Source organism: Lelliottia sp. 7254-16, assembly GCF_002922995.1.
Taxonomy (GTDB): Bacteria; Pseudomonadota; Gammaproteobacteria; order Enterobacterales; family Enterobacteriaceae; genus Enterobacter; species Enterobacter jeotgali.
The window spans coordinates 123,203-148,811 of the sequence record NZ_PQVS01000009.1; the positions used below are offsets into that span (position 1 = coordinate 123,203).

Sequence of the window (25,609 nt, forward strand, 5' to 3'; positions counted from 1 at the left end):
CCTCATTCCCAAAGAGGTGACACTGCGACAAAGTGTCACCATTATCAATCGCTACCCGCTGAGTTATTGCAGCAGAAACGTGATCGATAGCCAGACAAAATATCCACCGCAGATAACCTGAACAAGCCGAAAACCCCAGCGGAAATATCGCCATTGATAGCACTCTTTCGCATCAGCTTCAGAGATAGCTGAACTAAAGTACTTTTCTTTTTTTCGCTTTCTCAAAATACGCCATACCCACAGCATCAGAAGTATGGCGAAGGTTATTTTGCCAAGAAGCAAATTACTCATATTAAATATCGGAGCCTCTTTCGTGCATTAGCAGAACGTTTACTAATTTGATAATTCTTTCAATATAATTTCTGGTCTTACATTTCCCATAAAAACAACTGGGGTTGGCCTTAGCACAATCATCGCGGGTGTGGCCTGGATTTCTAAACGATCAGCGAGTGCCGCCTGTTGTTCAATTAACTGTGTGCATGCTGGCGTACTGTCGTTATCAGGCAAAAAACCTTTCATCGAATTTTGCAGGCTCTTTGCCGGATCGGCAGCACACCAAACCCGGGACATGTCCTCAATGACGCTGTCACGAATGCTCTTAGGAGCAGCCGTCAGGAATGACATTGTCAAACCGACATCCGTATAGGCTTTAACGTTTTTGAGCACATCGGCGCAGTAGTAACACTGGTTTTCGACAAAAATTACGATATGATCTTTTTCATTTTCAGCCCGAAAAGTTATAGGCTTGAGCCCCGCAAGGTGCTGTTCAATATCTTGTTCATATTCTTCCGGTGTAGTGGCATATGTCCGGGTGGACACGGTCAGTGCCACTACCAAAAATAATAGCGTCGTTATTATATATCGTTGAATCATAATATTTCCCTGCAAGAAAAATCCCAACTCATTATTATATAAAAGTGCCGCACGACTATTACACGTACTAAGTGAAGGGTCAATGTGGGATTTGTTTTTCCCATAGAATAGACTTAGAAGGTTTAACCTGAATGAATGATAATTTCAGGGAGCCGTTTGTTGCTCCAGGTGAATAAGCCACGCCATCGCTTTGTGACGGTCCGTCGAGCACATCTCCACGGAAGGCTTAAGACTTGCGCAAACTTTTGGCCGCAGCGGCGAACCAAAGATATTGCACATATTGGCTTCAGAAAGCTGAACGCAGCGAGTGTTCGCAGGCTTGCCCTCTGGCATCCCTGGAATCGGGCTTGAGATGGACGGCGCGGTGCAGCAAGCACCACAGTCAGGACGACAATCCATAAACCCTCTCAATGAGTGACAGATGCCCGCAGGGTCGGGCGTGGCGCGCACAGTAACACCTTTTGCGTATTGATAGCAAAAGCCACTAATTCCTCTTGCCTGAAAGGCTGCGCGCGAGTAATTTGGCGCGATATTTTTTACCTCCCAGTAAACAGGATCATTGCAATGCCAAGAGCGAACGAAATTAAGAAAGGTATGGTACTGAACTACAACAGCAAACTGCTGATTGTGAAAGATATCGATGTTCAGTCCCCTAGCGCCCGTGGCGCAGCAACGCTGTACAAAATGCGCTTTGCTGATGTGCGTACCGGCCTGAAAGTGGAAGAACGCTTCAAAGGCGACGATATCGTAGATACCGTGACCCTGACCCGTCGTTTCGTTGATTTCTCTTACATCGACGGCAACGAATACGTGTTCATGGATAAAGAAGACTACACACCGTACATCTTCACCAAAGATCAGATTGAAGACGAGCTGCAGTTCATTCCTGAAGGCGGTATGCCGGATATGCAGGTTCTGACATGGGACGGCCAGCTGCTGGCGCTGGAACTGCCGCAGACGGTAGATCTGGAAATCGTAGAAACCTCACCAGGCATCAAAGGTGCTTCTGCCAGTGCGCGTAACAAACCAGCGACCCTGACCACCGGTCTGGTGGTGCAGGTTCCGGAATATCTGTCTGCTGGCGAGAAGATCCGTATCCATATCGAAGAAAAACGTTATATGGGTCGTGCGGACTGATTGCGTTTTTGCCGGATGGCGACTTCGCCTTATCCGGCCTACAAAAAAACCGGCTTCTGGGCCGGTTTTTTTATGCCTGTTGTGCAGGTCGGGTAAGGCGAAGCCGCCACCCGACGATAAAAGCTACAACAACTCTGGATACTTGGTCATCTTCAGCGCCAGCTCCACGCCGCGCACTTCCGCCATCCCTTTCAGACGGCCAATCGCCGAATAGCCTGGGTTGGTTTTCTTACGCAGATCGTCCAGCATCTGATGCCCGTGGTCCGGACGGAACGGAATCGGACGCAAATCACCCGCTTTCTTACGGCGCTGCTCTTCACTCAGAATCGCATCAACCACTGCCACCATATTCACATCACCGTTGAGGTGCGCCGCTTCGTGGAAGGTTTTCGGGTTACCTTCGCGGCAGGTCGCACGTAAATGGGTGAAGTGAATGCGATCGCCGAAGGTTTCAATCATACGTACCAGGTCGTTGTCCGCGCGCACGCCATAGGAGCCGGTGCACATGGTAAAACCGTTGTTGATGCTGTTGACGGTTTCTTTCAGCCATTGCATATCTTCAATAGTGGAAACGATACGCGGCAGGCCGAGAATTGGGCGCGGTGGATCGTCCGGGTGAACCGCCAGACGTAAACCGCACGCCTCTGCTACCGGCACAATCGCGCGCAGGAAATAGGCCATGTTTTCGCGCAGCTGATTTTTGTCGATATCGCCGTATTCCGCCAGACGCGCGCGGAACTGATCCAGGGTATAACCCTCTTCCGCACCCGGCAGACCGGCGATGATATTGCGGGTGAGCTTCTCGATGTCTGCTTCGGTGGCATCGTTAAACCATTGCTGCGCCTGCTGCTGCTCTTCAGCAGAATAATCCGCTGCTGCACCTGGACGCTTGAGGATATGTAATTCAAAAGCGGCAAAAGCAATCTGGTCAAAACGCAGCGCTTTAGAGCCGTCCGGTAACTGATATTCCAGGTCGGTACGCGTCCAGTCCAGTATCGGCATGAAGTTGTAGCACACGGTATCAATGCCGCAGGCCGCCAGATTGCGAATGCTTTGCTGGTAGTTAGCAATCCAGGTTTCAAACTCACCGGAGTGGGTTTTGATCTCTTCGTGTACCGGGATGCTTTCAACGACTGACCAAGTCAGCCCTTTTTCTGCCAGCACCGCCTGACGCTTTTTAATTTCGTCCACCGGCCAGACCTGACCGTTCGGAATATGGTGCAGTGCCGTGACAACACCCGTTGCGCCAGCCTGACGCACATCATCAAGAGAAACCGGATCATTCGGCCCGTACCAACGCCAGGTTTGTTCCATTGCCACACCCTCTCAAGTTGTTATACCAATATGTTTAATGCAATGACGACTACCATACATGTTTGGTTCTGACGGTCAATACAGCCGGCGACATTGATTGATCGATCTCACAGAATCTGGATATTTACGGCTTACCAATTCAATTTGCTGTCATATAACTTTACACTGACCTTGTTAATTAATGGTTAATCAGGTGTGTATTTCATGAAGACAATTGCCTCGACCGCGCTCCCTTCTCATGTCCAGCTGCCGCAGTTCGATCGCCAGCAGCTTCGCTCCCGCATCGTTCACTTCGGTTTTGGTGCTTTTCATCGCGCGCATCAGGCGTTGTTAACAAACCGCGTGCTAAATGCCAAAGGAGGCGACTGGGGGATCTGCGAGATTAGCCTGTTTAGCGGAGATACGTTGATGAGCCAGCTTCGCGCACAGGATCATCTCTTTACTGTGCTGGAAAAAGGGGCCGACGGTAATCAGCCAATTATCATCGGTGCAGTGAATGAATGTCTGAATGCAAAACTCGATTCGCTAGTGGCCATTATTGAGAAGTTTTGTGAGCCGCAGGTGGCGATTGTGTCACTCACCATAACCGAGAAAGGCTATTGCATCGATCCGGCGACGGGCAAACTGGATACGCAAAATGCGCGGATCGTTCACGATCTGGAAAATCCATCTGAGCCGCACTCGGCACCGGGCATTCTGGTGGAAGCCCTGCATCGGCGCCACGAGCGTGGACTGGCTCCGTTCACAGTACTCTCCTGCGATAACATTCCTGATAATGGTCATGTGGTGAAAAACGCGGTGCTGGGGATGGCGGAAAAACGCTCGCCGGAACTTGCCGCGTGGATTGCTGAACACGTCAGCTTCCCTGGCACTATGGTTGACCGTATTGTCCCCGCCGCCACGCAAGAGTCGCTGGCGGAAATAACCCGCGAACTGGGCGTGGAAGATCCCTGTGCCATCAGCTGCGAACCGTTCATCCAGTGGGTCGTCGAAGATAACTTTGTGGCCGGGCGGCCGGAATGGGAGCTGGCAGGCGTACAAATGGTGCAGGATGTGCTTCCCTGGGAGCAAATGAAGCTGCGGATGCTTAACGGCAGCCACTCGTTCCTTGCGTATCTGGGTTATCTGGCCGGTTTTGCGCATATCAGCGACTGTATGCAGGACGACGCGTTCCGTGAGGCCGCGCGCCGCCTGATGCTAAATGAACAGGCTCCAACGCTGCGAATTACTGGCGTTGACCTGACTGCATATGCCGACAGCCTGATCGATCGGTTTGCCAACCCGGCGCTACAGCATCGTACCTGGCAGATCGCGATGGACGGCAGCCAGAAATTGCCTCAGCGTATGCTGGAGGGCGTGCGAGTTCATTTAGCGCGAGAAAGCGCCTGGCCGCTGCTGGCACTGGGGATTGCGGGCTGGATGCGCTACGTCAGCGGTTTTGATGACGACGGCAACAGCATTGATATTCGCGATCCGCTAAGCGATAAAATTCGTGCGATTGTGGAAACCAGCAATGAAGAAGAACGCGTCAGCGCCCTGCTGGCGCTGAGCGAAGTGTTTGGCACGGATTTACCGCAGCATCCGCAGTTTGTCGAGGCGATAAATCAGGCGTATCAACGCATTGTCCAACACGGTGCACGTCAGGCAGTGCTCGAGACTCTGGTCGTTTAACCCATCGTGCGTTTAAGGCGAACAGAAGCGCCTCTGTTCGCCTCACCCCTTCCCAACGCTGTTAATTTTCGCCAGGATTATTGATAATTGTTACAGCATTACAATTATTCCTGGAGCGCATGTGACCAAAACTAACCTCGTAACCGGTTTTCTCGGCAGCGGCAAAACCACCTCCATCCTTCATCTGCTGGCCAATAAAGATCCGGCGGAGAAATGGGCCATACTGGTGAACGAATTCGGTGAGATTGGCATTGATGGCGCGCTGATGGCTGACAGTGGCGCGATGGTCAAAGAGATCCCCGGTGGATGCATGTGCTGCGTTAACGGCCTGCCGATGCAGGTGGGGCTGAACACTCTGCTGCGCCAGGGAAAGCCGGACCGTTTAATCATTGAACCGACCGGTTTGGGCCATCCTAAGCAAATTCTCGATCTCCTCACCGCCCCGGTGTATGAGCCGTGGATCGATCTTCGCGCCACGCTGTGTATTCTCGATCCACGCCAGCTACTGGATGAGAAAGCGGTGAAAAATGAGAACTTCCGCGATCAGTTGGCTTCAGCAGACATCATTGTGGCGAATAAAGAGGACCGTGCTTCCCAGGAAAGCCGCGACGCCTTTGATTTCTGGTGGCAGAATTTTGGCAACGATCGTCAGTTTGTCATGGCGACGCAGGGAAAAATCGATAATGCGCTGCTCGACCTGCCGCGTCGGAATATAGCCGAACTGCCTGCCAGCGCCGCACATTCCCACAGTCACGCCCCACAAAAAGGGCTGGCGGCGTTGAGCCTGCCGGAACATCAGCGCTGGCGTCGCAGCCTGAACAGCGGGCAAGGCCATCAGGCCTGTGGCTGGATTTTTGATGCCGATACCTGCTTCGACACCATTGGTATTCTTGAGTGGGCAAGGCTCGCGCCGGTGGATCGCGTCAAAGGCGTTATGCGCACCCAGGATGGCCTGGTTCGCATTAACCGTCAGGGAGCGGACTTCTTCATTGAAACCCAAAACGTTGCGCCACCTGACAGCCGAATAGAGTTAATTAGTGCGGTTAACACCGACTGGAACGCACTTCAGGCGAGCTTGTTGAGGCTTCGTTTAAGTTGAAGCCACTAACGTTGCCCCCGACTAAACTGCTATGCATATGACGATGATTAAAAAACTTCCCCTGATATTATTGCTCAACGCCGCCGGTGTGGCGCTCTTTTTGTCCTGGTATCTGCCGGTAAATCACGGTTTCTGGTTCCCGATTGATTCCGGTATCTTCCATTTCTTCAATGAACAGCTGGTCAAGAGCCAGGTGATTCTGTGGCTTGTCGCGATCACTAACAATCGCGCCTTCGATGGCTGTTCCCTGCTGGCAATGGGCTGCCTAATGCTCTCATTCTGGCTCAAAGAAGATGCCGCAGGACGCCGCCGAATCATTATGATCGGTCTGGTGATGCTGCTCACCGCCGTGGTGATTAACCAGCTGGCGCAAGGGTTGATGCCGGTTAAGCGCTCCAGTCCGTCGCTGTTCTTCCCCAATGTTCATCGGGTCAGTGAATTACTGCATATCTCCACCAAGGATGCGTCAAAGGACAGCTTCCCTGGGGATCATGGAATGATGTTGCTTATTTTCTCTTCATTCATGTTTCGCTATTTCGGCAAAAAAGCCTTCGCAGTTGCCCTGATTATTGTTGTGGTTTTCGCTTTCCCACGCGTAATGATTGGCGCGCACTGGCTAACGGATATTGTTATCGGTTCACTTTCTGCAGTGCTGATTGGCGCGCCGTGGTGCTTAATGACCCCGCTCAGCGATCGTCTGATTGCGTTATTTGATCGCTATCTTCCGGGTAAAATGCAACAAAACCAAAACAAATAACCCACCTAAATTAACATCACCCATCAGGGATCATTTCGAACCCTGATGCTTTTCCCGCCGCTTATGCCCTATTTTGTCACCTTCTCGTAATATCATTCACCTGACAAATGAATGCCTTGCATAAGATTTAACCTAAATTGCCGCTATTTTAGTCAATCCCGGTTAATCGGTTTGCCTATCACATTTTCTTATAAAAAAGCCCCTATTTTTGCTTTCAATGCCTAAGGGGATCGGGTAATCTCGAACTCGTTTTGCCTCACAGAGATAATTATTCTCAGGGTGAATAAGTTTGTGCGTTAGACCACAGATTTGGCCATAAAGAATTGTCTCATTGTGCGCAGGTAATTAGTCTCGTCACGTTTGGCATTTTTATAACGGTATTTATCGTTAAGGACTTCAAGGGAAAATAATCAAAATGGTCAAATCTCAACCGATTTTGAGATATATCTTGCGGGGAATCCCGGCAATAGCAGTAGCGGTACTGTTATCTGCATGTAGCACGACAAACACCGCAAAGAATATGCATCCTGAGACGCGTGTTGTGGGCATGGAAGATGCCTCGTCACTGCAAGCCTCTCAGGATGAATTTGAGAATATGGTACGTAATCTGGACGTTAAGTCCCGCATTATGGACCAGTATGCTAGCTGGAAAGGCGTGCGCTATCGCCTGGGCGGCAGCACCAAAAAAGGTATCGATTGTTCCGGCTTTGTACAGCGTACATTCCGCGAGCAGTTTGGCTTAGATCTGCCACGTTCGACTTACGAACAGCAGGAAATGGGTAAATCCATCTCGCGTACGAAATTGCGTACCGGTGATTTGGTTCTGTTCCGCGCCGGTTCAACAGGCCGTCACGTCGGTATCTACATCGGCAACGACCAGTTTGTTCATGCTTCCACAAGTAGTGGTGTGACGATTTCCAGCATGAATGAGCCTTACTGGAAGAAGCGCTATAACGAAGCGCGCCGTGTACTGAGTCGCAGTTAATCTGTCGTGTTGTTGGTTATCCCTTGGCTGGCAACGCGATAAAAAATAAGCACTGCTTCGGCAGTGTTTTTTTTTGCCCGTTTAACCCCGCGCGCTCTTTTCTCATATATCACTGGTTATATAAAACCAGGCTATAGTCTTGTAAATACGTAAGATTAGTCGTCCTGCCGGAACCACGACGATCCAGGAACAATGACGTTTATGCTCACTCGTTTCTTTTCCACCAGCCGCAAAGTTCTGACAGGCAGCATCCTCGCGGGCATTATTGTTGCCCTCCTCTGCGGAATGTTGCAGTTTTTTCTGAGCTACCATAAGCGGGAAGTGAAGTTCGATACCCTTATTGTTGACCTTAAAGTCTACATGGAAAGCTATTTCTCCGATCTCAAAACCTCTATTGATACCCTGCAACCCTTCACCCTGAGCAATTGCCAGGACGTGGGCGCAGAGCTGACCTCCCGTGCCGCCTTTAGCGTTAACGTTCGCGCCTTTTTACTGGTCCGGGATAACGCTGCATTTTGCTCTTCGGCCACCGGGCCGATGGACGTCCCGATGAAGGAACTGATACCGGATCTGGATACCACTAAATCCGTGGATATGGCACTGCTGCCCGGTACACCAATGCTGCCAGACAAACCCGCGATCGTCGTCTGGTATCAAAATCCGCTGATCAAAGGCGGTGGTGTATTCACCTCAATCAATATCAATTTAACGCCCTATTTGCTCTATACCTCGCGTCAGGATGAGTTTGCCGGTATCGCGGTAATCATTGGCAAAACGGCGTTATCCACCGCGTCAGGCCGTCTGATCAACGTCAACGATTTGCATGAAAACCCTATCCGCAGCGCTACCCTGAAAGACGTCCCACTCACCATAAACCTGTATGCCCAGGAGTGGACGCCCTACGAAATCCTGTTTGCACTGCTCTTTGGCCTGATATGCGGCATTTTGGCGGGCACGCTCACTTTTTATATCCTCACCATTCGTTTGCATCCCGGCAAAGAGATCCTGACCGCCATAAAACGTGGCCAGTTCTATGTGGTCTATCAGCCGGTGGTAGATGCGAAAGAGCTGAAGATGCAGGGCTGCGAAGTGCTGATGCGCTGGAAGCACCCGACGATGGGCGAAATCCCGCCGGATGCGTTTATCAATTTTGCCGAAGCGCAAAAGCTGATTGTCCCGCTGACGCTACATCTTTTCGATCTGATTATCCGCGATGCTCCGCAGCTACAAACCGTGCTGCCACCGGGGGCGAAGCTAGGGATTAACATCGCGCCAGGTCATCTTCATGCCGACAGCTTCAAAGACGACATGCGTAAATTCGCGGCCTCTCTGCCGCCGGATCATTTCCAGGTGGTACTGGAAGTGACTGAGCGCGACATGATAAATCAGCTCGAAGCCGCCCCGCTATTCGAATGGCTGCACCATGAAGGCTTTGAAATTGCGATAGATGATTTCGGGACTGGCCACAGCGCGCTGATTTATCTGGAACGCTTCACGATGGATTACCTCAAAATCGATCGCGGTTTTGTGAATGCCATCGGTACGGAAACGGTCACTTCTCCGGTTCTGGATGCCGTGCTGACGCTGGCACGACGCCTGAATATGGTGACAGTTGCTGAAGGCGTCGAAACGCCCGAGCAGGCAGCCTGGCTCCGCCAACATGGCGTGAACTACCTGCAAGGTTACTGGATTAGCCGCCCCATGCCGCTGGCACAATTCCTGAAATGGGAACCTGATTTTGTTAAAGACAGTGAATGATTTCACAATGGCGGTTTCGTCACTTATTATCAGCTAACCATAAGTCTCACTGACGGTGAGCCAGAATAGAAGAGGGATACGCTGCGAATGACTATGCGCTTTGTTTTGCTGTTAATGGCGTTCATCAGCGTGACTTGCCAGGCGCAGAATATTAAAGAGAGCTATGCGTTTGCCGTGCTTGGCGAGCCAAAGTATGAGGCAAACTTTACCCACTTCGATTACGTTAACCCTGCGGCACCTAAAGGCGGGAATATCACTCTCTCTTCGCTAGGGACGTTTGACAATTTCAACCGTTTTGCCCTACGCGGAGTCGCCGCTGAGCGTACCGATTCGCTGAATGACACGCTTTTTGTCACCTCTGATGACGAGCCAGGAAGCTACTACCCGCTTATCGCCGATTCCGTCCGTTACGCAGATGACTTTTCCTGGGCGGAAGTGACGCTCAATCCCCGCGCACGTTTTCATGACGGTTCCCCCGTCAAAGCCAGCGATGTTGCTTTTACCTTTCATAAATTTATGACTGAAGGTGTGCCGCAGTTTCGCCTGGTGTTCAAAGGTGCCACCGTGAAAGCTATCGCCCCACTTACCGTGCGCATCGCACTGGCTGAGCCGGGCAAAGAGAACATGCTGAGTCTTTTCTCGCTCCCGGTGATGCCAGAATCATTCTGGAAAGACCATAAGCTCAGCGACCCGATCTCCACACCACCGTTGGCTGGCGGCCCTTATCGCATCACCAGCTGGAAGATGGGGCAATACATCGTCTACTCCCGCGTGAAAGATTATTGGGCGGCTAATTTACCGGTCAACCGTGGGCGCTGGAATTTCGATACCATTCGCTACGACTACTATCTGGACGACAACGTCGCCTTCGAAGCGTTCAAAGCCGGAGCGTACGATATGCGCCAGGAAGTCAGCGCTAAAAACTGGGCGACCCGCTACGTGGGCAAAAACTTTGCTAACCACTTCATCGTGAAAGATGAGCAAAAAAACGAATCCGCGCAGGACACCCGCTGGCTGGCGTTCAACATCCAGCGTCCGGTGTTTGCCGACCGACGTGTGCGTCAGGCAATCACCCTGGCCTTTGACTTTGAATGGATGAACAAAGCGCTGTTTTACGGGGCTTACAGCCGCACCAATAGTTATTTCCAGAACACTGAGTACGCGGCGCGGGGTTATCCCGACGCCGCCGAACTGACCCTGCTTGCACCACTCAAAGCGGAGGTTCCTCCAGAAGTCTTTACCAGCATCTTTGAGCCACCGACGTCGAAAGGCGATGGCTACGACCGGGATAACCTGCTCAAAGCCAGCAAACTGCTGGACGACGCTGGCTGGACGCTTAAAAACCAGAAGCGGGTGAATGCGCAAACCGGGAAACCGCTCAGCTTCGAGCTGCTGCTCTCTTCAGCGGGCAATAATCAGTGGGTGCTGCCGTTCCAGCACAATCTGGAACGTTTAGGTGTCACCGTGGAGATCCGCCAGGTTGATAATGCGCAGATAACCAACCGCATGCGCAACCGTGATTACGACATGATGCCGCGCTTATGGCAGGCCCAACCGTGGCCCAACACCAATCTGCGGATTTCGTGGGCGTCGGACTATATCAACTCCTCTTACAATGCGCCTGGCGTCAAAAGCCCGGTCATCGACAACCTGATTGCTCAGATTATCGCCGCGCAGGGAGATAAAGATAAACTGGTTCCTCTGGGCCGCGCACTCGATCGCGTTTTGACCTGGAACTACTACATGCTACCGATGTGGTTCATGGGGGAAGATCGCCTCGCTTACTGGGATAAGTTCTCGAAGCCGTCCGTTCGCCCGATCTACTCGCTGGGATTCGATAACTGGTGGTATGACGTCAATAAAGCCGCCAGACTGCCCGCTGAACGGCGTTAAGGAATAAAAATGGGTGCTTACCTGATTCGCCGCTTATTGCTGATTATCCCGACGCTGTGGGCGATTATTACCATTAACTTTTTCATCGTGCAGATTGCTCCCGGCGGCCCGGTCGATCAGGCCATTGCCGCCATTGAGTTTGGCCACAGCGGCAGCTTACCCGGCGGCGGTGGCGAAGGCCTACGCGCCAGCCACGCACAAACCGGCACCGGGAATATCAGTGAGAGTCACTATCGCGGCGGACGTGGACTCGATCCCGAAGTGATCGCCGAGATCACCCATCGCTATGGCTTCGACAAACCGATTCACGAACGTTATTTCAAAATGCTCTGGGATTACGTGCGTTTCGATTTCGGTGACAGCCTGTTTCGCAGCGCCTCGGTGATCCAGCTCATTAAAGATAGCCTGCCGGTATCGATAACCCTCGGGTTGTGGGGCACGCTAATTATCTATCTGGTGTCGATTCCTCTGGGAATACGCAAAGCGGTGCATAACGGCAGCCGCTTCGACATCTGGAGCAGCACTTTCATCATCATTGGTTACGCGATCCCGGCGTTTCTGTTCGCGGTTCTGCTGATCGTCTTTTTTGCTGGCGGCAGTTATTTTGACCTCTTCCCGCTGCGCGGACTGGTGTCAGCTGACTTCAGCTCATTGCCGTGGTATCAGAAAATCACCGATTATCTGTGGCATATCACCCTGCCGGTGCTGGCGACCGTTATCGGTGGGTTTGCCGCCCTGACGATGCTGACCAAAAACGCGTTTCTGGATGAGATCCGCAAGCAGTACGTGGTGACCGCGCGGGCAAAAGGGGTGAGCGAAAAGCAAATCATGTGGAAGCATGTGTTTCGCAACGCCATGCTGCTGGTGATCGCCGGTTTTCCGGCCACTTTCATCAGCATGTTTTTCACCGGCTCGCTGCTAATCGAGGTGATGTTCTCCCTCAATGGCCTTGGCCTGCTCGGCTACGAAGCCACCGTCTCACGCGACTATCCCGTTATGTTTGGCACACTCTATATTTTCACCTTGATCGGCCTGCTGCTGAATATTATCAGCGACATCAGCTACACGCTGGTCGATCCCCGTATTGATTTTGAGGGCCGCTGATGCCGCATTTAAGCCCCGTCAACCAGGCCCGCTGGGCGCGTTTTCGCCATAACCGTCGCGGCTATTGGTCCCTGTGGATCTTTGCCGTGCTGTTTATCCTGAGCCTGTGTCCAGAACTTATCGCCAACGACAAACCGCTGCTGGTGCATTTTAACGATCGCTGGTACACGCCGGTTATCAGTAACTACAGCGAAAGCGATTTCGGTGGGCCGTTTGCCACACCGGCGGATTATCAGGACCCGTGGCTGCGCGATCGGCTCGACAACCACGGCTGGACGCTGTGGGCGCCGATTCGTTTTGGCGCGAACAGCATTAACTTCTCCACCTCGACGCCCTTCCCTTCTGCCCCCTCGGCGCAAAACTGGCTAGGGACCGACGCGAACGGCGGGGATGTGCTGGCACGTATTCTCTACGGTACGCGGATCTCCATTCTGTTCGGCCTGATGCTGACGCTGTGTTCAAGCGTGATGGGCGTGGTGGCAGGCGCAGTTCAGGGCTATTACGGCGGCAAAATCGATCTCTGGGGCCAGCGTTTTATTGAAGTCTGGTCCGGAATGCCGACGCTGTTTTTGATTATTTTGCTCTCAAGCGTATTACAACCTAACTTTTGGTGGCTGCTGGGCATTACGGTTCTGTTTGGCTGGATGGCGCTGGTGGGCGTGGTACGCGCAGAGTTTTTACGCACCCGTAATTTCGATTATATCCGCGCAGCACAGGCATTAGGCGTCAGCGATCGCAGCATTATCTTCCGCCATATGCTGCCCAACGCGGTGGTGGCGACGCTAACCTTTCTGCCGTTTATTCTGTGCAGCTCGATTACCACCCTGACTTCGCTGGATTTTCTGGGGTTCGGTTTACCGCTCGGCTCACCGTCATTAGGCGAACTGCTGTTGCAGGGCAAAAACAATTTGCAGGCACCGTGGCTGGGTATTACGGCATTTCTTTCCGTGGCCATATTGCTGTCGCTACTGATTTTTATTGGCGAAGCGGTCCGCGATGCCTTCGATCCTAACAAGGCGGTATAAGATGACCCAGCCTCTTCTTAGCATTGAACATCTTTCTATCGCTTTTACCCAGCAGGGTGAGACGCGTGACGTGGTGAGTGATTTATCTCTGCAAATCCACACCGGGGAAACGCTGGCGCTGGTCGGTGAATCCGGCTCCGGAAAAAGTGTGACGGCGCTGTCGGTGTTGCGTCTGCTCCCCTCACCGCCGGTGGTTTATCCGCAGGGCGATATCCTGTTCCACAGCCAGTCGTTGCTGCACGCAGATGAACATACCCTGCGCGGGGTGCGCGGGAATAAAATCGCGATGATCTTCCAGGAACCGATGGTGTCGCTAAACCCGCTCCACACCCTGGAAAAACAGCTGTACGAAGTGCTGTCCCTGCACCGGGGAATGCGCAAAGAAGCTGCCCGAGGCGAGATTCTTGATTGTCTGGAGCGTACCGGCATTCGCAATGCCGCCAAACGGCTGACGGACTTTCCGCATCAGCTGTCGGGCGGAGAGCGCCAGCGTGTGATGATTGCCATGGCACTGCTGACGCGCCCGGAACTGCTGATTGCCGACGAGCCGACGACTGCGCTGGATGTCACGGTGCAGGCGCAAATCCTGCAGCTCCTGCGCGAACTACGGGCTGAACTCAACATGAGTCTGCTGTTTATCACCCACAACCTCAGCATTGTGAAGAAGCTGGCGGATAATGTGGCGGTGATGCAAAACGGCCGCTGCGTCGAACAGAATACAGCGAGCGCCCTGTTCCATGCGCCTCAACACCCTTACACACAGCGCCTGCTCGACAGCGAGCCATCGGGCGATCCGGTCCCGCTGACGGCGGGCAGCCCACCGCTATTGAACGTCGAAAACCTCGGCGTCGCCTTCCCGGTGCGTAAAGGTATTTTCCGCCGCCAGGTGGCAGAGAATACCGTGTTGAAGAACGTCAGCTTTTCGCTGCGTCCAGGTGAAACGCTGGGGCTGGTTGGCGAGTCAGGTTCCGGGAAAAGCACCACAGGCCTGGCACTGCTGCGCCTGATTGCCTCTCGCGGCACCATTATGTTTGACGGTAAACCGCTTCACAGCTGGAACCGCAGGCAGATGTTACCCGTGCGACCACGAATGCAGGTGGTATTTCAGGACCCGAACTCGTCGCTCAATCCCCGGCTGAACGTGCTGCAAATTATTGAGGAAGGGCTGCGCGTTCATCACCCGGAACTGAGCGCTCGCCAGCGAGAAGATGAAGTGATTCGTGTGATGCGGGAAGTAGGGCTGGACCCAGAGACACGCCATCGATATCCGGCGGCCTTTTCCGGCGGTCAGCGCCAGCGAATTGCCATCTCCCGCGCGCTGATTTTGAAGCCCGAGTTGATTATTCTGGATGAACCGACGTCGTCCCTCGACAGAACGGTACAAGCGCAGATTCTGGCATTACTGAAGGGATTACAGGAAAAGCACCGGCTGGCCTATATCTTTATCAGCCACGACTTACACGTAGTGCGCGCATTGTGCCATCAGGTGATTGTGTTGCGGCAGGGAGAAGTGGTCGAACAGGGTGATTGTCAGCGCGTTTTTGCCGCGCCGACGCATGAGTATACGCGTCAGCTGCTAGCGTTGAGCTGACGCTCAGAAAGGATACTGGCCGGAAAACGGCTCGGCGATCGCAACACCAAAGTTTTTCAAACGACAGGTCGCCGCAAATTCATCCTGGCTGTTTACAAACAGGCACGGCTCGCCTTCGCACTCCAGCACAGAGCTGACAACTTCGATATCGGTCAGCGCCTGGCTCAAACGCTCCATAACCGGCCATGCATTTTCATCATCCGGGCTGAGTAACTTCAGCGCAACCAGACTGTTTTCGCCCTCTTTTCCACTTTGCGGAATCGGTTCAACTTTCGAACCTGCAAAACCCGCCGACCAGCGATAGCTCTGGGGCAAGCGATGGACTATAGAGAGTTGTAATGTATTCACGTTCTTTCCCCGGAAGCAAAAAAGCCTTCACAATTTATTTACATTTATAGTAACACATCGTTGCTAACCTGCCGTTATTTTCCTGAGAAACCGCATACAGCCTGATGTTACAAGCTATGAAGTCTGATTTTACAGGGCATTATTTTGTGAGTTACAGGCTCGCTTTGGCGCTATATGTACCCGTTTCTGCGATCTAACTCAACCTTTTTAACTACAACGATGTGACTTTTTACATAAATAGATTTTACATAAAAGAAACAAACAAGGGGTAAACAAACGAGAGTTTGGTTGACGAGCGTCAAAAAAAGGGGCCGCATTGGCCCCTTTTCTTCATCAGCTTGCCGATTTTCGTGGCCGACTGGCGTAGAGATAGAAAAGAATCGAACTGGTGGCGCAAAACGCGATCGACCAAATCATCGGCCAGGCGGTGTTAAACGTCGCCATTGAGAGCAGCGCACCGACAATCGCGCCAATGCCGAAACGGAATGTCCCCGCCAGGGACGATGCGGTTCCCGCCATGTGAGGAAACTCGTCGAGAATTACCGCCATGCCGTTGGATGACACCATCGACACACAGCCGACAAACGCCGCTACACCGACCACCAGCGCCCAGAAACCGATGCCAAAGAAAGCGGTTAGCACCATCCAGATAGCCATTACAAACTGGATCCACAGCCCCGCGCGGAACATATTGATGGCCCCAACCCGACGGACAAAGCGGCTGTTAATGATGGTCATCACAAACAGGAACACGATGTTTAGCGCGAAGTAGTAGCCGAAATGCTGCGGTGAGACGTGGTTGATTTCGATGTACACGAACGGACCGGCGCTCAGGAAGGAAAACATTCCCGCAAAGCTGAAGCCGCTCGCCAGCATGTAGCTCAGGACGCGTTTATGACGAAACAACGACGCAAAGTTTCCGATAGTGGTGCGAATATGAAACTTCTGCCGACGTTCCACCGGCAAAGTTTCATCGATAAAGAAGAAAATCATCGCTGAGGCCAGCAGCGCGGCAATCGCCAGAATCCAGAAAATCGCGTGCCAGCTAAACCATACCAATACTGCGCCACCAATCATCGGAGCCAACAGCGGCGCGATGGTGGTCACCAGCATGACGAAAGACATCATGCGCGAGAACTCTTCCTTCGGATAGATATCGCGCATCAGGGCATTTATCACCACGCTCGCCGCCGCAGCCGCCAGACCGTGGAAGAAACGCATGATAATCAGATGATCGATCGTCTGCGCCAGCGCACAGGCCACCGCCGCACCCGCAAACACCAGCGTTCCCCCGAGGATCACCGGCTTGCGGCCAATGCTGTCCGCCATCGGGCCATACAACAATTGGCCAACGGCAAAACCGAGGATATAGGTGCTGAGCGTCATTTGCGCGCTGCCGGCCGGTACGCCAAACTGCGCGGAAATCACCGGCAGTGCAGGCAGGTACATGTCGATAGACAGCGGCATCAACATGGCCAGCAGACCAAGGATAAACACGATGCTGATTGATGAGTGTGGCCTGGTGGTCACAGTGTGCTCCTGAAATTAGCGGGAAGTCATGCCAACGCTGGCAATTTCTTCTTCCGTCAACGGGCGGTATTCACCGGGTTCAAGCTCGGGATCAAGGGCAATCTCACCGATGCGCTCGCGGTGCAAGCCGACCACGCGGTTACCCACAGCAGCGAACATACGTTTCACCTGATGATAACGACCTTCGCTGATGGTAAGGCGTACTTCGGTCGGGGTGATCACTTCCAGCACTGCAGGTTTGGTGAGATCTTTCTCGTTGTGCAGTTGCACCCCCTGGGTAAACTGCTCGGCGGTATCGTCAGACACCGGCGATTCGAGCGTGACCAGATAGGTTTTTTCGCAGTGATGACGCGGAGAGGTAATGCGGTGCGACCACTGACCGTCGTCGGTCATCAGCACCAGGCCGGTGGTGTCGATATCCAGACGCCCCGCCGCATGCAGCTTGTGCGCCACCGGTACATCGAGGAAATAGAGCACCGTCGGATGATCCGGGTCGTCCGTAGAGCACACGTACCCTACCGGCTTGTTGAGCATGAAGTAGCGCGGGCCGTTCTGCTGAGCCAACGTGTTGCCGTCGAACTCCACGTCATGTTCTGGCAGGAGTTTGAAAGAACTGTCTTTCACAATATCGCCATCCACGGTAACGCGGCTGGCGCGAATTTCACGCCCGGCAATAGCGCGGCTTACGCCGAGTTGCTGAGCGATAAACTTATCAAGTCGCATGAAATCTTATAGCCTTTATGGTGCTGGAAGTCGGACAACATGTCCGAAAAAGAAGCAGTCAAGAACTGTCCAGTATAGCGGTCTGGTTGCGCCACTCAAGGGAAAAAGTTTCGTGGCATACTATGTGCGAGATAACAAATTAGAGAGCCCATGACTTTTACACTTCGCCCCTATCAGCAGGAAGCCGTTGACGCCACCTTAGCCTGGTTTCGCAAACACACAGATCCTGCGGCCATCGTCCTGCCCACCGGGGCGGGTAAAAGCCTGGTGATAGCCGAACTGGCGCGACTGGCGCGAGGCCGCGTGCTGGTGCTGGCTCACGTCAAAGAGCTGGTGGCGCAAAACCACGCCAAATACTGCGCGCTGGGTCTGGAGGCCGATATCTTCGCTGCCGGGCTGAAGCGTAAAGAGAGCCACGGCAAAGTGGTGTTCGGTAGCGTGCAGTCGGTGGCGCGAAATCTGCCGCATTTTCGCAGTGAATTCTCGCTATTGATTGTCGATGAGTGCCATCGCATCAGCGATGACGACCAAAGCCAGTATCAGCAAATCCTCAACCACCTGAAAGAGGTGAACCCGCAGGTGCGTCTGCTTGGGCTGACCGCCACACCGTTTCGCCTTGGCAAAGGCTGGATTTATCAGTTCCACTATCACGGCATGGTGCGCGGTGACGAAAAAGCGCTGTTCCGCGACTGCATCTATGAACTGCCGCTGCGCTACATGATCAAACATGGCTACCTTACGCCGCCTGAGCGTCTTGATATGCCCGTCGTTCAGTATGATTTCAGCCGGTTGCAGGCCCAGAGTAACGGTCTGTTCAGCGAAGCGGACATGAATCAGGAGCTGAAAAAACAGCAGCGCATCACGCCGCACATCATCAGTCAGATTGAGGAGTTCGCCCAGACGCGCAAAGGGGTGATGATTTTCGCGGCTACCGTCGAACATGCCAGGGAAGTGACCGGCCTGCTCCCTGCTAACGACGCGGCGCTGATCACCGGCGAAACACCGGGACCTGAGCGCGACAAGCTCATTGACGCGTTTAAGGCGCAGCAGTTCCGCTATCTGGTCAACGTTTCGGTACTGACCACCGGCTTTGACGCCCCACACGTCGATTTGATTGCCATTTTGCGCCCAACCGAATCCGTCAGCCTGTATCAGCAGATTGTCGGGCGTGGGCTACGGCTGGCTCCCGGCAAGACCGACTGCCTGATTCTGGATTACGCCGGGAATCCGCACGATCTCTATTCGCCCGAGGTAGGTACGCCAAAAGGCAAAAGCGGTAACGTTCCGGTGCAGGTATTTTGTCCAGGATGCGGTTTCGCCAATACTTTCTGGGGGAAAACCACCGCCGATGGCACGCTGATTGAACATTTTGGCCGCCGCTGTCAGGGCTGGTTTGAAGATGACGACGGCCATCGCGAGCAGTGCGATTATCGCTTCCGCTTTAAAAATTGCCCGCAATGTAACGCTGAAAATGACATCGCCGCGCGGCGCTGTCGCGAGTGCGATACGGTGCTGGTCGACCCCGACGATATGCTGAAAGCCGCGCTGAAACTCAAAGACGCGCTGGTGCTGCGCTGCTCCGGCATGGCACTGCAAACCGGTGCCGACGAGAAAGGCGAATGGCTGAAAATCACCTACTACGATGAAGATGGCGCAGACGTCAGCGAACGTTTCCGTCTGCATACACCCGCCCAGCGCATGGCCTTTGAGCAGCTCTTTATACGCCCGCACACCCGCACGCCAGGGGTGCCTCTGCGCTGGATTACCGCCGCTGATATCGTTCATCATCAGGCGCTGTTGCGTCATCCTGATTTTGTTGTCGCACGTAAAAAAGGCCAGTTCTGGCAGGTGCGCGAAAAGGTGTTCGATTACGAAGGACGCTTCCGCCGGGCCAATGAATTGCGCGGTTAAGGGACTTTTGATTGATGTGAAAGGCGTTTGAGTATAAAATGCCGCCCGCTTCACATCCGTGAGGCAGAACACTCACCTGCTGCTGGGTCGCCTGTAGCAGGACTTATTTACAGAGAGAAATCAATGTTTACTATCAATGCAGAAGTACGTTCTGTGCAGGGTAAGGGTGCGAGCCGCCGCCTGCGCGCAGCTAACAAGTTCCCGGCTATCATCTATGGTGGCGATGCTGCTCCAGTCGCAATCGAACTGGACCAGGACAAAGTCTGGAACCAGCAGACTAAAGAAGGGTTCTACACTGAAGTTCTGACTATCGTTTTCGATGGTAAAGAAGAAAAAGTGAAAGTTCAGGCTGTTCAGCGTCACCCGTTCAAGCCAAAACTGTCTCACGTCGACTTCGTTCGCGCTTAATCGCCAACAAGTTGAGAAAAACCCCGCATCGCGGGGTTTTTTTATGGCTGTTATTTACCGCCAGAAGTCCGGCGTTGCAGCTGATCGCGCAGGTTCGGCGGGGTACCTTTGATGGTCAACGTATCCGTCGCCGGGTCCCAGAAAATGCGCTCGCCCAGCAGCATGGCATCGAAATTCACCGTTAATCCACCACCACTACCGGCAAACTTGGTGAGCTGACGCAGCGTACTGCGATCCGCCGGGAAACTCTCTTCCAGCTCGTAGCCTTTATCCGCCGTAAATTCGTGGAAGCTGACTTCGCTGACGCCCGACAGCTCTTTCGACAGGGATTCCAGTTCGATCTCTTCCCCGGCCTGCAGCTGTTCGTTGCAGTAGCTATAAACCTGCTGACGCACGTTCTGGCGCTCAGATTTATCGAGCTGCGCTTCGGCAGTGAAATCGTCCACAGCCTGTAACAGCCCTTTGTTCTGCGCTTTGGCGTTCAGACCTTCGGTAGCTCCGAGGAAATCCATAAAGAAATCGGCAACTTTGCGGCCCACGCGCCCTTTCAGGAACGTCAGATAGCGCGTTGATTCCGGATTGGTTTCCCATTCGGTCAAATCGATACGCGCCACAATGTCGGCGTGATTAATATCCAGATAGTGGGTGGAGCTGATATCCATTTGCTCGTTAACGCGCATGCTGCTCAGATTACTGAGAACCGTTATCAACAAATACTCAACGGCCAGATAGCGATACTGGCAGAACAGGACAATCCCGCCGTCAGCAAATGGATATTTTGCCAGCTCGTCACGCAGACGACCGGTCGCCGCGCGGCTAAACGCCAGGAAATCTTCGTCGCCCTTGCGTTGCAGACGCAGGCTTTCGGCCAGTTCACTCTCTTCGTTGAACATGCCGTAGGCTTTATTTTTCGCGCTGTAGACGCGATGCAGCTCCGCCATCATTTCCGTAACGGTAGGCGTAGATTCCAGTAACGAATCGCGAAGCACCAGCTCCAGGGTTTGCTCATCGCGCTTGATAAGCTGGTGCAAGGCAATCTGGTTGATATCCAGACTCATGATAAACTCTCCTTTAAGACCGGGCGGTATTCAACCACCACCCACGCATGTGTGCAATAGAAGATAAAAAAGGGGAAAAAAAGCTGTTGCTACGGTAATATGTTGCCCTTTCATCAACAAACTGATTTCGATTTATGCCACAACATTCCCGCTATAGTGATGAACACGTTGAACAACTCCTCAGTGAGATGGTCAACGTACTTGAAAAACATAAAACGCCGACCGATCTTTCCCTGATGGTTTTGGGAAATATGGTCACCAACCTTATCAATACCAGCGTTGCTCCGGCTCAACGTCAGGCGATCGCAAAATCATTCGCCCAGGCTTTGCAGTCTTCAGTGAGCGACGACCAGGCGCACTAAGGGAAACGAACGACAGTCTATGGTGACGAATCGTCAGCGCTACCGTGAAAAAGTCTCCCAGATGGTTAGCTGGGGGCACTGGTTCGCCTTGTTCAACATTCTGTTGGCCATGGTGCTCGGCAGCCGTTATCTGTTAGTGGCCGACTGGCCGACGACGTTGACCGGGCGTATTTACTCCTGGATAAGCGTTGTCGGGCACTTTAGCTTTTTGGTTTTCGCCACCTATCTGCTGATTCTGTTCCCTCTGACGTTTATTGTGATGTCGCAGCGGCTGATGCGGTTCTTATCCGCCATCCTTGCCACTGTCGGCATGACCCTGTTGCTGATCGACAGTGAAGTTTTCACCCGTTTTCATCTCCATCTCAATCCGATCGTCTGGGAACTGGTGATCAATCCCGACCAGAACGAAACCGCACGTGACTGGCAGCTGATGTTTATCAGCGTGCCGATTATCCTGCTGATTGAGATGCTGTTTGCCACCTGGAGCTGGCAAAAACTGCGTAGCCTGACCCGACGTCGTCACTACGCGCAGCCGATTGCCGCCCTGTTTTTTGTGGCGTTTATCAGCTCACACATTATGTACATCTGGGCAGATGCGAACTTCTATCGCCCGATTACCATGCAGCGCGCCAACCTGCCGCTCTCTTATCCAATGACGGCCCGTCGTTTCCTTGAGAAACACGGTCTACTGGATGCCCAGGAATACCAGCGTCGTCTGGTAGAACAAGGCAATCCGGAAGCGGTGTCGGTTCAGTATCCGCTGAGTGAATTGCGCTATCGCGATATGGGCCAGGGCCAGAACGTTCTGCTCATTACCGTCGATGGATTGAACTATTCTCGCTACGAGAAGCAGATGCCTGCGCTGGCACAATTCGCTGAACAAAACATCAATTTCACGCAGCATATGAGTTCGGGTAATAACACCGATGCCGGGATTTTTGGTCTGTTCTACGGTATTTCCGCAGGCTATATGGACGGCGTACTTTCCTCGCGTACCCCTGCGGCGCTGATTACGTCTCTGAACCAACAGGGTTATCAGCTTGGGCTGTTCTCATCTGACGGTTTCAGTAGCCCGCTCTATCGCCAGGCACTGCTGTCTGATTTCTCTCTGCCTGCGGCAAAAAATCAGTCCGACGAACAAACCGCCGGTCAGTGGGTTAACTGGCTTAACCGTTATGCGCAAGAAGATAACCGCTGGTTCTCATGGGTAGCATTCAACGGCACCACGCTTAATGACAGCAATCAAAAAGGCTTTGTTCGCCGCTACGCCCGCGCAGCTGGCGATGTCGACACTCAGATTGCACGGGTCATTACGGCATTGCGCGAATCCGGCAAACTGGACAATACGGTAGTCATTATTACCGCGGGCCACGGCGTACCGCTGGGTGATGAAGCGAATGACATGAACTGGACTCGCCCTAACCTGCACGTGCCACTCGTGGTTCACTGGCCGGGCACGCCCGCGCAGCGCATCAATATGCTGACGGAACACAAAGATGTAATGACCACGCTGATGCAACGTTTGCTGCATGTCAGCACCCCGGCTAATGAATACTCACAGGGGCAAGACCTGTTTAGCGCCACGCGTCGCCATAACTGGGTAACGGCAGCCAGCGGAAATACGCTGGCGGTAACAACGCCTATGCTGACTCTGGTGCTGAACAGCAACGGGAATTACCAGACATACAACCTGCAGGGTGAGAAGATACACGACCAAAAACCACAGCTTAGTCTGCTGTTGCAAGTACTAACCGATGAGAAACGGTTTATCGCTAACTGATTAATTTTAAATCAATTAGCGCTGTACGGACTTGCAATCAATAAGCAAACAGGTAGTATCTTTTTCATACGTCGGCACGTAGCGCAGCCTGGTAGCGCATCGTCATGGGGTGGCGAGGGTCGAGAGTTCAAATCTCTCCGTGCCGACCAAAACATATAAAAAAACCAACCTTTTACGGTTGGTTTTTTTATACCTGCATATCCACGCCGCTTGACTCTCACCCATTTTACAGTGAAAATACTGTACATAAAAACAGTTATCATGAGGCAGTTATGTTTGTTGAACTGGTGTATGACAAGCGCAACGTTGCAGGTTTACCCGGCGCGAGTGACATTATTCTGAATGAATTAACAAAGCGTGTGCATCGGATTTTCCCGGATGCCGTCGTGAAGGTTAAACCCATGCAAGCTAACGGATTAAACAGCGATGCCAGCAAAAGCGATCGTGAAAAGCTCAACCGAATGCTCGAAGAAATGTTTGAAGAAGCCGATATGTGGATGGTTTCTGAGTAATTCTTAGTGCAGATTTAGCGCGTGATTGCGCGCTTTATAACTTCTGCAATAATGATGTAAACAGCTGATGGGCAACATCATGAATCCCAAAGTCGTCATGCCGCTCCACACTCTGACACGTTTTAAGCCTTTCGCTCAGATTGACAGCCTGATTCACCACTTCCTTCCGCATGCAGAAATTGAACACTTTTCCGCTAATCGTCTCCTTCATCTTGATCGCAAGGGAGAACGGGCATGCTTAATACTGCTCGAGGGTCTGGTCGATATTTCCCGCATCGATGACGGCATTCTAAAAGGAACATTGAAAGCGCCATTTGTGGCGGGGATATCACATCCAGACTATATGGGAAACGCATTCCATTTAATGAGTGCAACGGCGGTCAAAGTCGCTATCCTGCCATATAAAAGTGCGATGACGATAATCAGAGAGCAGAAGTTATGGGAGGACTACAGTAATTATCTTCTGTATATTATGGGATTACATTCCACTCTGAGTAATCATAGTATCGGGCTTCGTTCACGCGATATCATTCGTGACTGTCTGTTTGATTTGATGAACGAGAATGAACAATATCGCCTGAAAACGAATGCCTGCAAATATATTATTGAAAAAACGGCACTGTCACGCAGTGGCGTGATGGGGATTCTGGCAGACATGAAAAAAGAAAACATCATTGGGATCCAGAGAGGGGTGCTTATTTTTATTAATGATGAGCAGAACTCACATCGCAACGATTAAAAAGGCCATCAACTAATGGCCTTTTTAATTTTACTAACGCGGCAATTACATATGGAATCCACCACCGGCACCGTCATGTCCACCAAAAGCGTGGTCATGCGCATTGTCAGCACCCGTACCCGTGCCGTGATCACCGTGAGAAACGGCGTTCTCATGGCTGTTACCACCTTTTACGGAATGCTGGAAAACGTCGTGGAACGGCACGCTAATCTGAGTAGACGGCGTCAGAGTTGATGCTTTTACCACGCTTTTGCGACCAGTTGTGCGATCGGTAACCTGAATGAGGGTGTCAGGTTTAAGAGTATTGGCGGCAACGTTGATTGTCGCCCCGGTATTTGGACGAGAAGAGGTGCCTGAATAGCTAACCGCATGAGCAGGCTCTGAATACGTCGCGGTGCCAGACTGTTTTATTCCGTATTGAGACAACTCAGCCTTATGTTGGGCCATTGCTGCTTTCGCCGCAGCTTTAGCTGCCTGATGATCCGCAGTACTACTATCAAGACGAGTCGCTGGCCCAATTTGATGGGTTGGATGCCCCGCCGGATTACTCTCTTTCACAACGCCTGGCGTTTGCGTCCAGTGGTGAGGGTCCATCGGGTCAACCTGATGAGTGGGATGCCCTTCAGGGTTGGATTCTTTGATGATACCCGGCGCCATCGTCCAGCCAAGGCTTCGGCTGGCCGTTGCAGACGGCGTATTTAAACGAGCTGCAGCCGTTCTGGCATCTCGCTCTGCAATCATCTCAGCTTTATCAGCGGTGTCTTGTTTATTCTGCGCTTCTTGTACTGCCGCACGCTGGTCAGCATACGCCTGAGCACGCATTTCACCTGCAGCATTCATTAAATCGCGATCGTCTTGCATCGTCGTATGAGAGACACTGTGTATATTGTGAATAACTTGCTCATGGGCAGATTCTACGGCTCGCTCAGAGCGAGCGACTTCTGCATCAGCATCCGCAATAGACATTGCATGCGCAGACATCGATAAAGCAGAAAGTACCACCAGAGAAATAATTGTTTTATTCATTGCAT

Annotated in this window: 25 protein-coding genes and 1 tRNA gene; 17 read left to right on the forward strand and 9 right to left on the reverse strand. The window is 52.5% G+C overall.

The features are described from left to right. Positions 1-63: 63 nt before the first annotated feature. The 3 genes from C3708_RS13715 to C3708_RS13725 form a co-directional block, all read right to left on the reverse strand. Positions 64-291 (reverse strand): hypothetical protein, encoded by a 228-nt coding sequence (locus C3708_RS13715; protein WP_103949611.1) that lies wholly within the window; start codon positions 289-291, stop codon positions 64-66. A gap of 42 nt (positions 292-333) precedes the next feature. Then, positions 334-873, reverse strand: a complete 540-nt coding sequence (locus C3708_RS13720; RefSeq protein WP_217450146.1) for a thioredoxin fold domain-containing protein — start codon at positions 871-873, stop codon at positions 334-336. Between the two features lie 144 nt (positions 874-1,017). Then, the gene (locus tag C3708_RS13725) at positions 1,018-1,272 is read right to left on the reverse strand and encodes a YkgJ family cysteine cluster protein (protein WP_095282687.1); all 255 of its coding nucleotides are present in this window, start codon (positions 1,270-1,272) and stop codon (positions 1,018-1,020) included. A gap of 165 nt (positions 1,273-1,437) precedes the next feature. On the opposite strand from C3708_RS13725, the gene yeiP reads away from it, so the two are divergent. Beyond that, positions 1,438-2,010, forward strand: a complete 573-nt coding sequence (gene yeiP, locus C3708_RS13730) for an elongation factor P-like protein YeiP (protein ID WP_095282688.1) — start codon at positions 1,438-1,440, stop codon at positions 2,008-2,010. A 123-nt stretch (positions 2,011-2,133) separates the two neighbouring features. Here the strand turns inward: yeiP and uxuA are convergent, their stop codons facing one another. Further along, positions 2,134-3,324 (reverse strand): mannonate dehydratase, encoded by a 1,191-nt coding sequence (gene uxuA, locus C3708_RS13735; protein ID WP_103949612.1) that lies wholly within the window; start codon positions 3,322-3,324, stop codon positions 2,134-2,136. 204 nt (positions 3,325-3,528) lie between these two features. On the opposite strand from uxuA, the gene C3708_RS13740 reads away from it, so the two are divergent. The 9 genes from C3708_RS13740 to yejF all read left to right on the forward strand — a co-directional run bounded on the left by C3708_RS13740 (position 3,529) and on the right by yejF (position 15,207). After that, entirely contained in the window at positions 3,529-4,995 is a 1,467-nt protein-coding gene (locus tag C3708_RS13740; RefSeq protein WP_103949613.1) for a mannitol dehydrogenase family protein, read from the forward strand. Positions 4,996-5,116: 121 nt separating this feature from the next. Beyond that, on the forward strand, positions 5,117-6,094 hold the full coding sequence (locus C3708_RS13745; RefSeq protein ID WP_103949614.1) for a GTP-binding protein: 978 nt from the start codon (positions 5,117-5,119) through the stop codon (positions 6,092-6,094). Between the two features lie 43 nt (positions 6,095-6,137). After that, the gene (locus tag C3708_RS13750; protein ID WP_103949615.1) at positions 6,138-6,851 is read left to right on the forward strand and encodes a phosphatase PAP2 family protein; all 714 of its coding nucleotides are present in this window, start codon (positions 6,138-6,140) and stop codon (positions 6,849-6,851) included. A 415-nt stretch (positions 6,852-7,266) separates the two neighbouring features. Then, entirely contained in the window at positions 7,267-7,836 is a 570-nt protein-coding gene (mepS, locus tag C3708_RS13760; protein ID WP_095282692.1) for a bifunctional murein DD-endopeptidase/murein LD-carboxypeptidase, read from the forward strand. A gap of 201 nt (positions 7,837-8,037) precedes the next feature. Continuing rightward, positions 8,038-9,594, forward strand: a complete 1,557-nt coding sequence (locus C3708_RS13765) for a cyclic di-GMP phosphodiesterase (protein ID WP_103949640.1) — start codon at positions 8,038-8,040, stop codon at positions 9,592-9,594. 87 nt (positions 9,595-9,681) lie between these two features. Then, on the forward strand, positions 9,682-11,487 hold the full coding sequence (locus C3708_RS13770; protein ID WP_103949616.1) for an extracellular solute-binding protein: 1,806 nt from the start codon (positions 9,682-9,684) through the stop codon (positions 11,485-11,487). A gap of 9 nt (positions 11,488-11,496) precedes the next feature. Next, complete coding sequence (locus C3708_RS13775; RefSeq protein ID WP_095282694.1) at positions 11,497-12,591, forward strand: microcin C ABC transporter permease YejB; 1,095 nt, start codon at positions 11,497-11,499, stop codon at positions 12,589-12,591. Further along, a complete protein-coding gene (locus C3708_RS13780; RefSeq protein WP_103949617.1) occupies positions 12,591-13,616 on the forward strand; it encodes an ABC transporter permease in 1,026 nt (341 codons plus the stop codon). Before C3708_RS13775 ends, C3708_RS13780 begins: the two co-directional genes overlap by 1 nt. 1 nt (position 13,617) lies before the next feature. Continuing rightward, complete coding sequence (yejF, locus tag C3708_RS13785; RefSeq protein WP_103949618.1) at positions 13,618-15,207, forward strand: microcin C ABC transporter ATP-binding protein YejF; 1,590 nt, start codon at positions 13,618-13,620, stop codon at positions 15,205-15,207. 3 nt (positions 15,208-15,210) lie between these two features. Here the strand turns inward: yejF and C3708_RS13790 are convergent, their stop codons facing one another. The 3 genes from C3708_RS13790 to rsuA form a co-directional block, all read right to left on the reverse strand. Then, complete coding sequence (locus C3708_RS13790) at positions 15,211-15,555, reverse strand: YejG family protein (RefSeq protein WP_095282697.1); 345 nt, start codon at positions 15,553-15,555, stop codon at positions 15,211-15,213. 333 nt (positions 15,556-15,888) lie between these two features. Beyond that, positions 15,889-17,085: a Bcr/CflA family multidrug efflux MFS transporter gene (locus C3708_RS13800; protein ID WP_103949619.1), complete on the reverse strand. Its 1,197-nt coding sequence runs from the start codon at positions 17,083-17,085 to the stop codon at positions 15,889-15,891. Between the two features lie 15 nt (positions 17,086-17,100). Next, complete coding sequence (rsuA, locus tag C3708_RS13805; protein ID WP_095282700.1) at positions 17,101-17,808, reverse strand: 16S rRNA pseudouridine(516) synthase RsuA; 708 nt, start codon at positions 17,806-17,808, stop codon at positions 17,101-17,103. Positions 17,809-17,958: 150 nt separating this feature from the next. Here rsuA and C3708_RS13810 point away from each other — a divergent pair, with 150 nt between their 5' ends. After that, positions 17,959-19,719: a DEAD/DEAH box helicase gene (locus tag C3708_RS13810; RefSeq protein ID WP_103949620.1), complete on the forward strand. Its 1,761-nt coding sequence runs from the start codon at positions 17,959-17,961 to the stop codon at positions 19,717-19,719. A 123-nt stretch (positions 19,720-19,842) separates the two neighbouring features. Further along, entirely contained in the window at positions 19,843-20,127 is a 285-nt protein-coding gene (gene rplY / locus C3708_RS13815; protein ID WP_095282702.1) for a 50S ribosomal protein L25, read from the forward strand. 50 nt (positions 20,128-20,177) lie between these two features. Here rplY and yejK read toward each other — a convergent pair whose 3' ends face one another. Then, complete coding sequence (yejK, locus tag C3708_RS13820; protein ID WP_095282703.1) at positions 20,178-21,185, reverse strand: nucleoid-associated protein YejK; 1,008 nt, start codon at positions 21,183-21,185, stop codon at positions 20,178-20,180. 134 nt (positions 21,186-21,319) lie between these two features. Between yejK and C3708_RS13825 the strand changes: the two genes are divergently transcribed. From C3708_RS13825 to C3708_RS13845, 5 genes are all read left to right on the forward strand, one after another. Next, entirely contained in the window at positions 21,320-21,547 is a 228-nt protein-coding gene (locus tag C3708_RS13825; RefSeq protein WP_095282704.1) for a YejL family protein, read from the forward strand. A 19-nt stretch (positions 21,548-21,566) separates the two neighbouring features. Then, on the forward strand, positions 21,567-23,327 hold the full coding sequence (gene yejM, locus C3708_RS13830; RefSeq protein ID WP_095282705.1) for an LPS biosynthesis-modulating metalloenzyme YejM: 1,761 nt from the start codon (positions 21,567-21,569) through the stop codon (positions 23,325-23,327). 72 nt (positions 23,328-23,399) lie between these two features. Continuing rightward, positions 23,400-23,476, forward strand: a tRNA-Pro gene (locus tag C3708_RS13835). Between the two features lie 123 nt (positions 23,477-23,599). Then, positions 23,600-23,839, forward strand: coding sequence for a DinI family protein (locus C3708_RS13840; RefSeq protein WP_103949621.1), 240 nt, complete (start codon positions 23,600-23,602; stop codon positions 23,837-23,839). 79 nt (positions 23,840-23,918) lie between these two features. Beyond that, positions 23,919-24,578, forward strand: coding sequence for a helix-turn-helix domain-containing protein (locus C3708_RS13845; protein ID WP_157738411.1), 660 nt, complete (start codon positions 23,919-23,921; stop codon positions 24,576-24,578). A gap of 45 nt (positions 24,579-24,623) precedes the next feature. On the opposite strand, the gene C3708_RS13850 is transcribed toward C3708_RS13845, so the two are convergent. After that, a complete protein-coding gene (locus C3708_RS13850) occupies positions 24,624-25,604 on the reverse strand; it encodes a hypothetical protein (protein ID WP_103949622.1) in 981 nt (326 codons plus the stop codon). Between the last annotated feature and the right edge of the window lie 5 nt (positions 25,605-25,609).